We start from the raw sequence: 9,743 nt of genomic DNA, 5'->3' as shown, positions 1-9,743 counted from the left end.
GAGGTGGATCGTGCCCGTGTTGTTGTTGAGCGCACGGTTGTTGATCGTGTCCTTCCAGGTGAGCCACGGGTGGCTCGTGGTCTGGAGGGAGATCAGGATCGACTTGAACTGCTCGCGAGCGCCGATCTTCTTGAACAGGCGCATCTGGCCCGCCTCGGCCTTGGCGACGTACTCGTTGTACTTCTGAGAGAACGCCTTGCCGTAGAGCTCGTTGAGGTCGCTCACCTCGAGCGGGTCGAAGAGGTACCAGTCGTCGTCGTTCTGCACGCGCTTCATGAACTCGTCACTGATCCACACCGCGGTGTTCGCGGTGCGGGTGCGGCGGTACGGGTCGCCCGAGTTCTGGCGAAGGTCGAGGAACTCGGGAAAGTCGAGGTGCCAGTTCTCCATGTAGAAGCAGAGGGCGCCGAACTTCTTGCCGCCGCGGCTGACCGCCCGGAGGATCGAGTCGATGGTGTGCATGAAGGGAATCGGACCGGTCGAGGTGGTGTTGTTCGAGCGGATCGGCGAGCCCTGCGCGCGCAGCTTGGTGACGCTGAGTCCGATGCCACCGGTGCCCTTGGTCAGCCACATGACATCGCGCGTGGTCTTCGCGATGTGCTCCATGTCATCCTGCATCTCCATGACGAAGCAGTTGGCGAGCTGGGGGTAGATGGTGCCGGCGTTGACGAGGGTCGATCCTGCGGCGAGGTACTCGAGCTTGGACATCTTGTCGTAGAACGCGATTGCGGCAGCGGTCGGGTCTTGCTCGTTGAGCGACAGACCCATCGCGATGCGCATCCAGAAGTACTGCGGAACCTCGAGTGCGTCGCCGTTGCGACCCTTGATGCCGTAGCGGTTGTTGAGGGTTACAACACCGATGTACTTGAGCAGGCTGTCGTGGCTGTGGTCGAGGGCAGCAGAAAGACGGGAGAAGTCGAACAGTTCACCGAGGCGGGGGTCGAGAAGGCCCTCCTCGACGCCGCGACGCACATTCGGCTCGAAGTGCTCAGCGTGCAGGCTCCGCAGTTCGGCGTCGTCCGAGTAGTCGCCGAGAACGCGCTTATAGATGGTCTTAAGCAGGAGACGGGCGGCGACGGTGTCAAAGGCAGGGTCGTCTTTGATGTTCTGAAGGGCGACCTGGATGACGGCCTCGTCGAGCTGCTGCGTGGTGATGCCGTCGAAGAGCGTGAGCTCGAGTTCGCTCGCAATCTGGGTCACCCAGGTGATGTTCTCGTCGAGACCAGCGCTGGCCTCTTCAATCGCCAGGTTGATTTTGTTGGCGTCATACGCCTCACGCTGACCGTTGCGCTTAACTACGGTGATTGCCACGATGCTCCCTCTTCGTCTTCCGACGTGCTTTTGTGCCTGTGCCTGTGTGTCTATGTGCCAATGAATGGCTGGTTCCTGCGGCTTATAGGAGGTGTGGTGGTACCGAATACTCCCGGTTTTACGACGTTGCCCCGGCCGACTAACGCTTCTCCCCCTGCGCGGTGTAACCACTATATAGCGGGGGTATCCGTCACGCGATATCCCATATCTAGTGGGCGTGTCATCCACAGATGTGCATAACTTCGCCGAGTTCTGCACAGCCTGTGCACTAATCCTGCGCGCAACCACCGACACCGAAGGCATGCCGCGCACTATCTGGCGAGAAGCTCGGCGGCATACAATCGAGCTCTCGTGAAACGCTACTTAGACCTTCTCAAAACCCGCGGCGTCGGGCGCATCATGGCGGCGCAGTTGGTAGCCCGATTCCCGGGCGGGATGCTCTCGCTAGCGTTTCTGCTGCACATCGAGCAGGTCTACAACTCCTACGGAATCGCCGGGCTTGTGCTCGCCGCCACGAGCATCGGGCAAGCCATCGCTGGTCCGCTCACGACGCGGTGGATGGGCGTGTGGGGAATGCGCCCCGTCATCATCCTGACCGCCTCGATCTGCGCGGTGGCGGTGTGCACCATCGCCCTGGTCGAGATGCCCGTCGTGCTCTATATGGTCGTCGGCTTTATCGCGGGCATCACCAACCCCCCAATCCAGCCCGCCGTGCGCACCATTTACCCCAAGATGGTCAACTCACAGCAGCTCACGCCCCTCTTCTCTCTCGACGCATCGCTGCAGGAGATCATCTGGGTCGTCGGCCCGGTCGTCACGACCTTCGTCGCCACCCAGATCGGCACGACCCAGGCCATCTTGGTTGCCCTCGTCTTTCTCGTGCTCGGCACCACCTGGTTTGTGCTGTCCCCCGAGGTTTCGCGGGTGCGCATCCCCCGCTCGCGGCGTCGCATGGGGGCGGTGCTGCTGCGCCCGCCCGTGATGCTCGCGACGGCTGTCGGCTTTCTCCTTGTCGGTGCCTGCGCCGCAGTCGAGGCCGGGGTCGTCGCGACCTTCGGTCACGGCGACGCCAGCGCGGGAATCGTGCTGGCCATCTTCTCGATCGGCTCGCTCGCCGGCGGCCTCACCTTCGGCCACCGCCCCATCGACTCGTGGGCTATCGCCCGGCGCATGGCCATCGTCTTCGTCGGCCTCGCGCTCGCGTCGCTCATCCTCGAACTGTGGTGGATCTCTATCGCGCTCTTCGTGGCCGGTGTCGGAATCGCCCCCGCCCTTGCCGCAATGTTCACCATCACCGCGGCCAGTGTCAAGTTCAGCGAAACCGCAGAGGCCTACGGATGGATCGGCACGGGTCAGCTCATTGGCGCTGCCATCGGCTCCGCCCTCGCCGGATTCATGATCGACGCGTTCTTGGCTCCGGGCGCCTACTGGATCGCCGCAGCATTCGCCTTTGTCGGCGTCGTGGTCGCCGCGGTGTTCCACAAAGCCAGCCCCGACCTGCGCGGCCGCGATGCGAGCCCGATCCCCGACACGGAACCCATCGACACTCTGGGCTGACAATCTGGGCTGACACCCTGGACTGACGCCGGGCCGCACCGGGGCCTACGCCGCAGCGAGGGCCGCTTCGTCGCCGTTGTCGATGTCTTCGGGGTTGGGCAGCGAGACAAAAAACCTGAACCAGATCAGCGCAGTGAACAGCGAGATCACCCCGCCCACAATGAAGGGCAACGCGAGGTCGATGCGGCCGAGCAGGCCGCCGAGCACCGAGCCGACGGGCATGCTCCCCCACAGCAGGGTGCGCCAGGTTCCATGCACACGGCCGAGCAGCCGCCCCGGGATGACGCTCTGTCTAAACGACATGATGAGCACGTTCCACACGGTGAGGGCGGCGCTCACCACGATCCACCCCACCGTGAGCACGATGAGGTTCGGGAACAGCCCGATCGCCGAGACCGAAACCGCGGTGATCAGGTTCGCGCACGCCACGGTGAGCCCCATGCCCCACCGAGCCGTTATCCGGGGCGTCAGCAACGATGCGGCGATGCTGCCGACGGCTCCCGTAAGCATGAAGACCCCGAAAAGGGCCTCCGGCAGCCCGAGCCCGTCAACAATAAACAACACGAGACTCGCGGTGGCCATAGAGAAGGCCAGCCCGTCGGCAGTGCTGATGAACCAGAGGGTGCGCAACTGCGGCCGAGCCATGATGAACCGGTAGCCATCGCGAAACTGGCGATGCCACGGCACCGTCTCGTCGTTGGTCTTGGCATGAGCCCGGGCGAACTGCCGGCCGGAAGCGACCTGCGGCAGCATGAAGGCAAGCACAGCGGCCAGGGCATACACGGCGGCGTTGGCCCCGATGGGGATGAGCGCAGAGAAAACGAAGAGCAGAGAGGTGAAAGGCCCCGCCACGAAGTTCTGCACCACCTGCTCGCCCGCCTCGATGAGGGAGTTGCCGCGGGGCAGAGCGGCCTTGGGCAGAATGCTGGGCACCACGGCCCTGATGGCTCCGTCGTACACCGTCTCGAACATCCCGTAGACAAAGACGACAACGTACAGCCACCAGATGGTGAGACCGCCGGTCGCGGTGAGCACAAAGAGCAACACGGCAAGCATCGTGCGAACCGTACTCGCCACGGCGAGCGCCATCCTGCGATCGACCTTGTCGATGAGGATGCCGGCGGGGATGGCAAAGAACAGCCACGGCAGCATTGCGAGAGCCGCGATGCCCGAAATGAGCAGGGGGTCGAGCGTGATTTGAACGGCCAGGAGAGGAATGGCCGTCCGGGCGATCCCGTCTCCCAGACTGCTGGAAAGGTTGGCGCTAAAAAGATTGGCGAACGGCCGGCCGAGCGGTTGTTGCCGTGGTGTGTTGCTTACCACCGCGGGTGGATCGCCTCCCTGAATCGTCTGTCGTAGATGTCGCGCACTCCCTCGGTGAACCCGGAGGAGAGCTGCGGAACGTCGCCCGCCGCAGCGTTCGATTCGGCCTGAGCGATGCTGCGCGCCCCGGGGATCACGGTGCTCACGCCGGGAAGCTGGGTCACCCACGCAATGGCAGCCTGCGCTGTCGAGAATTCCGCCGCCTCGGGCTCGCCCGCGAGCAGCGCTGCAAACTCTTGAGCGGCGGCGACTCCCGTTTCGAAGTCGACACCGGAGAAGGTCTCCCCCACATCGAAGGCGTCGCCGTGACGGTTGAAGGTGCGGTGATCGTCGGGGGCAAAGGTCGTTTCGGTCGTGTAGCGCCCACTGAGAAGCCCGGACGCGAGGGGCACCCTGGCGATGATTCCGACGCCCGCGTCGATTGCCGCGGGCAACACGGCGTCAAGCGGCTTGAGCCGGAACGCGTTCAGGATGATCTGCACCGTTGCGACACCGGGTCGCGCAATAGCGGTGAGGGCTTCATCCGCCGTCTCAACGCTCACGCCGTAGCTGGCGATGGCACCCTCGTCGACGAGCAGATCGAGCGCATCGAAAACGGCATCGGATGAATACACGGCGGTCGGCGGGCAGTGCAACTGCACGAGGTCAAGGGTGTCCATGCCGAGGTTGCGGCGCGAGCGGTCAGTCCATTCGCGAAAGTGGGCGAGCGTGTAGTTCTCCGGAACCTGCTCGACGCGACGGCCCATCTTGGTGGCGACCGTGATGGAGTGTCCGGGGCTATCAGCAAGAAAGCGACCGATGAGGGCTTCGCTTCGCCCGTCGCCATAGACATCGGCCGTGTCAAAGAACGTGACACCACCCTGGGCTGCGGCATCGAGGACGGCAAAAGCATCCGCCTCGCTGACGTCCCCCCAGTCAGCTCCGAGCTGCCAGGTGCCGAGCCCTACTGCCGATACTGTGCGGCCGGTGCGGCCGAGAACTCGTCTATCCATGCGTGCGAGGTTAGCCGACCCGGTCGATTTGCTGGGCACTCTGGATGCGCGAGCTCCCGTCGATCACCGTTGCCACCTCGCGAGCAAGCTTGCGATGCACGATGTGGTCATTGAATTCGACCCTGTGCACCGTGACGTTGCGCATGTTGTTGATAAAGCTCATGCTGCCGGGAACGATGAACTGATCGAGGGAGCCGTAGACGACCTCCACCGGCACAGGGATGCGGGCGATGTCTGTCGCGGTGGTCTGCGATTCGATGCAGTGTTCAAGCGACAGGGAGAATGCCCTCCAATTGGATTCCGTAATGCCGAACACATTGGGAATGGGCATGAGCTTGGCCACCAGGGCGGCCCGCTTGAGCGTGAACTCTTTGTGCGCGCGCAGATAGGCGTAGGCCTTGAGGTAGGCGCTGGTCGCCGCCCGGACGACCGGGTCTCCGATCTCCTGTGGCACCAGGTAGACGGGCGGGCTCACCAGAACGACTTTGTCGAGCTGCTTGGAGTTGGTGCCCGCATAGCGCGAGACGATGAGCGAGCCCAGCGAATGCCCCACGAGCGTGTAGCGAGAAGGCAATTTGAGCGACTTGATGGTGTGCGCCAACCACTCCACATGCTCCTCAAGCGTGTACTTCGCATCCTCGGGAGCAGGTGACCCCCCGTGCCCAAGGATGTCGATGCAGATCACCCTGTGATCGTCTGAGAGCAGCGGAACTAGGTTCTCCCACGTGATCGACGACGACGCCACTCCGTGGACGAGCACGACCACGGGGCCCTCTCCCACATCGCTCGCGATATGGAGCAGTGGCCGAGGGCCAAGACCCAGAAAGCTGCGGATGCTTCGCGCAATCTTCTGGAACGGGGTCATGATCGTGATTATGGCAGCGTTGGCCCGGGAGTTGCCGCAGAGTTCATCGGCACCGGCCCGCCGACGTTTAACCGGTGCCAAACGTTGGGTGGCTCTTTGGCACGGCCCGCCCATAGCCTGACCCCATGATGAGACGCTCGCTGATTGTTGCCGCCATGATCGTTACGGCTACCGGCCTGGTCGGGTGCACTGCATCGTCCATGCCCTCGGTGATGACGAGTGACACGTCGATCGGCGGCACGCCGCTCGAGCTGCAGTCAGGGCCAGAGGGCCTGCGCACGATGGGAGCGATGGATGCTGACACGGCAGCGCGCGACGTTATTGTCACGGGCTCTGCCCTCATCACGGTTGATTCCCCCGCCGAGGCCGCGGACGAAACGGCCCGCATCGTTGAATCGGCGGGAGGCCACGTCGACGCGCGAACTGAAACCGCGCCGCGCAACGGTTTCGCTGGCCGCGCCGACCTCACGGTGCGCATTCCTGCCGACCGCCTCGACACCACCCTCGAAGAGATCGCCGAGATCGGCAGGGTCGAAGAGCGCAACACCCAGTCCGTGGACGTCACGCAGGTAACCGAAGACTTGGATGCTCGCATCACTGCGCTTCAAGCATCCGTCGATCGGCTTCTCGCCCTCATGACGCAGGCCACGACCACCGCTGATCTCATCGCGATCGAAACGGCCCTCTCCGACCGTCAGGCGAACCTCGAATCCCTGCAGTCGCAGCGGGCATCGCTGGCCGATCAGGTCGACTACTCAACAGTGTCGATTCAGCTGGTCTCGCCAGCGGAGGCTCCCGTTGACGAACCCGACACGTTCCTTTCGGGTCTCATCACAGGGTGGGAGGCCTTGGTCGCCTTCTTCTCGTTCGTGCTCATCGCCCTCGGGGTGGTCTTGCCGTGGATTCCCCTGGTCGCCATCGCCATCGCGATTGCGCTTCTTGCGCGTCGGCGGTGGCGTCGGCGGCGCAACGAGGGCGACACACGCGAGGAGTAAACTCGGGCGGTGCCAACCGAGACGCCTTCCGCCCGCGAGAGGGCCCGCGGGCACCTCATCGATCTGAGCCCCCTTCGGGAAAGCCCCGCCTTTGCGCGAATGTGGGCGGGCAACGCGGTTGCGGGAATTGGCACGCAGATGACCGTCGTCGCGGTGGGGCTGCACATCTACCACCTCACCGAATCCTCGTTCGCTGTGGCCATGGTCGGCGCGATCGCGCTGCTTCCCATGATCATCGCTGGCCTGTACGGCGGCATGCTCGCCGACGCCTTTGATCGCCGTCTCGTGGCTCTCAGTGCGGCCGTCGTGGCCTGGGTTGCGACAGCATCCCTCGCCATCGTCGCCTGGGCGGGAGTGGACCAGCTGTGGCCCTTCTACCTGCTCACGGTAGTGAGCGCAGTCTCGGGCACGATTATCGGCACCTCACGCAACGCGATGCTCCCTCGGCTGCTGCCCGCTCGCCTATTGCCGGCCGCATCTGCCCTCACAGGAGTGAGCATGGGGGCATCCGTGACGGTCGGGCCAGCCCTGGCCGGCGTTCTCGTCGCTGCATTCGGCTTTGGCTGGACATACACGATCGATGTCGCCCTGTTCACCTTCGCATTTCTCGGCCTGGCCACGCTCCCCGCAATCAAGCCGGAGGGAGAGGTGCACCGCCCCGGCCTCGAATCCGTGAGGTACGGGCTCGCATTTCTGCGGCGGGCTCCCAACATCCGTATGTCGTTCATCGTCGACATCATCGCCATGACCTTTGGCCGCCCCCACGCCCTGTTTCCGGCGATCGGCGCCCTGGTGATTGGAGGTGGCCCCGTCACCGTCGGAGTGCTGACGGCGGCGAGCGCCGTTGGCACACTGCTCTGCAGTCTGTTGTCTGGCCGGCTCGGCACCGTGCGTCGCCACGGCGTGGCCATCGGCTGGGCTATCGCGGTCTACGGCGTCTTTGTCTTGGGGTTCGGCGTTGTGATCGCCGTCATGCAACTGGGCGGATTCGAGCACGAGACCAATGACATTGCGGGCGCCAACCTCGTGGCGCTCGTTCTGGCCGCGGTCATGATGGCCGGCACGGGCGCCGCCGACAACGTGAGCGCGATCTTTCGAACGACGATGCTGCAAACCGCGGTTCCCGACAATATGCGCGGTCGCCTCCAAGGCATCTTCACCGTGGTCGTTACGGGAGGCCCTCGCGTGGGCGATATGTACGTTGGTGCGCTCGCCCTGGTCGCCGCACTCTGGGTACCGCCGGTTCTGGGCGGCGTACTCATCATCGGCCTCATCGCGATGTGCCTGCGTCTCACTCCCACGTTCCGCACCTACGACGCGCTCGCGCCCACGCCATAGACACCCTCCCCCGCTACATTGGCAGCAGCACATGCGTGTCTGAGGTGGCAGGGGGCTCAACATGATCGATGCGAACGTTGTGGGGGCTGGCCCCAACGGCCTCGCCGCGGCCCTGACGCTCGCTGCGGCCGGGCTCTCTGTTGTGCTCACGGAGGCATCCGATCGGGTGGGCGGCGGGCTGCAGAGCCGAGAGCTCACGGAGCCGGGCTTTCGCCACGACGTGTGCTCAGCGGTGCATCCGGCGGCGATGGCCTCCCCGTTCTTTCGCGCATGGGGGCTCACTGACCGGGTTGAGATGATCGTTCCCGATGTCTCGTATGCGCACCCGCTCGACGGAGGGCGTGCGGGCATCGCATGGCGGTCGCTTGAGAAAACGGCCGAGCGCCTCGGCACAGATGGTCAAGCATGGCGCAGCTTGCACGAGCCGCTAGTGAACCGGATTGACGGCGTCGTCGACTTCACGGGAAACCAGCTCATGCGCGTGCCCCGCGATCTGCCAGCGGCAATGCGCTTTGGGTTCGGCACCGTGGTGAACGGCACGGCTCTGGGGAACTCGCGCTTCTCGACCGATGAGGCGCGCGCGATGTTCACGGGGGTCGCCGCCCACGCGGCCGGGCACCACCCTTCTCTCGCGGGCGCCGGGGCCGGGCTACTGCTTTCGACCCATGCCCATGCCGGCGGGTGGGCCGTGCCCCGCGGAGGTTCCCAGGCGATTGCGGATGCGATGGCCGCGCATTTTCTGCAACTGGGCGGCAGCATCCGGCTCGACACCACGGTGACGACGGAGGCGGATCTGGAGCCCTCCCGGGTGACGATTCTCGACACGTCTCCCCGAATGCTCGAGAGGTTCACCGACCTTCCCGCCGCCTACGCGCGCGCTCTAGCCCGCTATCGCTATGGAACGGCCGCGGCGAAGGTCGACTTCGCCCTCAGCGGGCCTGTGCCCTGGAGCAACCCCGAGGTCGCCCTGTCTCCGACCGTGCATCTCGGAGGCACCCGTGCAGAGATCGCCGCGGCAGAGCGCGAGGTCGCGCAGGGAGGCATCCCGCAATCGCCCTACGTGATCGCGGTGCAGGCAAGCGTGGTGGATCAGACCCGGGCCCCGGCTGGCGGGCACACCCTGTGGGCCTACACGCATGTGCCGAACGGCAGCACGCAGTCGGTTGTCGAGTCGGTGACACGGCAGGTCGAACGTTTCGCTCCGGGGTTTCGCGACCTCGTGCTGGGCACAAGCAGCATCAGCGCCACGCAGTTTGAGGCACACAACCCCAACTACATTGGCGGCGACATCTTCGCGGGTAGCTTGGGGCTTGCCCAGCTGGTCAAGCGCCCCATCGTCTCGCGCACCCCCTGGCGTACTCC

8 protein-coding genes are annotated in these 9,743 nt (G+C 64.7%); 4 read left to right on the top strand and 4 right to left on the bottom strand.

Translation table 11 applies throughout. The features are described from left to right. A partial coding sequence (locus AC062T_RS12930) for a ribonucleotide reductase N-terminal alpha domain-containing protein (protein ID WP_476030651.1) occupies window positions 1–1,311 on the bottom strand: 1,311 nt, incomplete at its 3' end. A gap of 351 nt (window positions 1,312–1,662) precedes the next feature. On the opposite strand from AC062T_RS12930, the gene AC062T_RS12925 reads away from it, so the two are divergent. Beyond that, window positions 1,663–2,868 (top strand): MFS transporter, encoded by a 1,206-nt coding sequence (locus AC062T_RS12925; protein ID WP_476030649.1) that lies wholly within the window; start codon window positions 1,663–1,665, stop codon window positions 2,866–2,868. 45 nt (window positions 2,869–2,913) lie between these two features. Here AC062T_RS12925 and AC062T_RS12920 read toward each other — a convergent pair whose 3' ends face one another. The 3 genes from AC062T_RS12920 to AC062T_RS12910 are packed head-to-tail and all read right to left on the bottom strand — an operon-like array spanning window position 2,914 to window position 6,129. After that, on the bottom strand, window positions 2,914–4,191 hold the full coding sequence (locus AC062T_RS12920; RefSeq protein WP_476030647.1) for an MFS transporter: 1,278 nt from the start codon (window positions 4,189–4,191) through the stop codon (window positions 2,914–2,916). Next, entirely contained in the window at window positions 4,185–5,183 is a 999-nt protein-coding gene (locus AC062T_RS12915; RefSeq protein WP_476030645.1) for an aldo/keto reductase, read from the bottom strand. The genes AC062T_RS12920 and AC062T_RS12915 overlap by 7 nt, the downstream gene beginning before the upstream one ends. A 10-nt stretch (window positions 5,184–5,193) precedes the next feature. Beyond that, window positions 5,194–6,129 carry an alpha/beta fold hydrolase gene (locus AC062T_RS12910; RefSeq protein WP_476030643.1) on the bottom strand — a complete coding sequence of 312 codons (936 nt, stop codon included), beginning with the start codon at window positions 6,127–6,129 and terminating at the stop codon, window positions 5,194–5,196. A 44-nt stretch (window positions 6,130–6,173) separates the two neighbouring features. Here AC062T_RS12910 and AC062T_RS12905 point away from each other — a divergent pair, with 44 nt between their 5' ends. From AC062T_RS12905 to AC062T_RS12895, 3 genes are all read left to right on the top strand, one after another. Next, window positions 6,174–7,043: a DUF4349 domain-containing protein gene (locus tag AC062T_RS12905; protein ID WP_476030641.1), complete on the top strand. Its 870-nt coding sequence runs from the start codon at window positions 6,174–6,176 to the stop codon at window positions 7,041–7,043. Window positions 7,044–7,052: 9 nt separating this feature from the next. After that, the gene (locus AC062T_RS12900; protein ID WP_476030639.1) at window positions 7,053–8,381 is read left to right on the top strand and encodes an MFS transporter; all 1,329 of its coding nucleotides are present in this window, start codon (window positions 7,053–7,055) and stop codon (window positions 8,379–8,381) included. Window positions 8,382–8,442: 61 nt separating this feature from the next. After that, window positions 8,443–9,743, top strand: a 1,301-nt coding sequence (locus AC062T_RS12895) for a phytoene desaturase family protein (protein ID WP_476030637.1), incomplete at its 3' end; no start/stop codon positions are given.

This window comes from Homoserinimonas sp. (assembly GCF_056262345.1).
Note: the sequence above shows the minus strand (reverse complement) of the source record. Positions and strands in the feature narration are given on the sequence as shown.

Bases quoted from the DNA above. Each gene is read 5' to 3' on its own strand.
- AC062T_RS12915 (WP_476030645.1), bottom strand. From the start codon at position 5,183: ATGGATAGACGAGTTCTCGGCCGCACCGGCCGCACAGTATCGGCAGTA.
- AC062T_RS12905 (WP_476030641.1), top strand. From the start codon at position 6,174: ATGATGAGACGCTCGCTGATTGTTGCCGCCATGATCGTTACGGCTACC.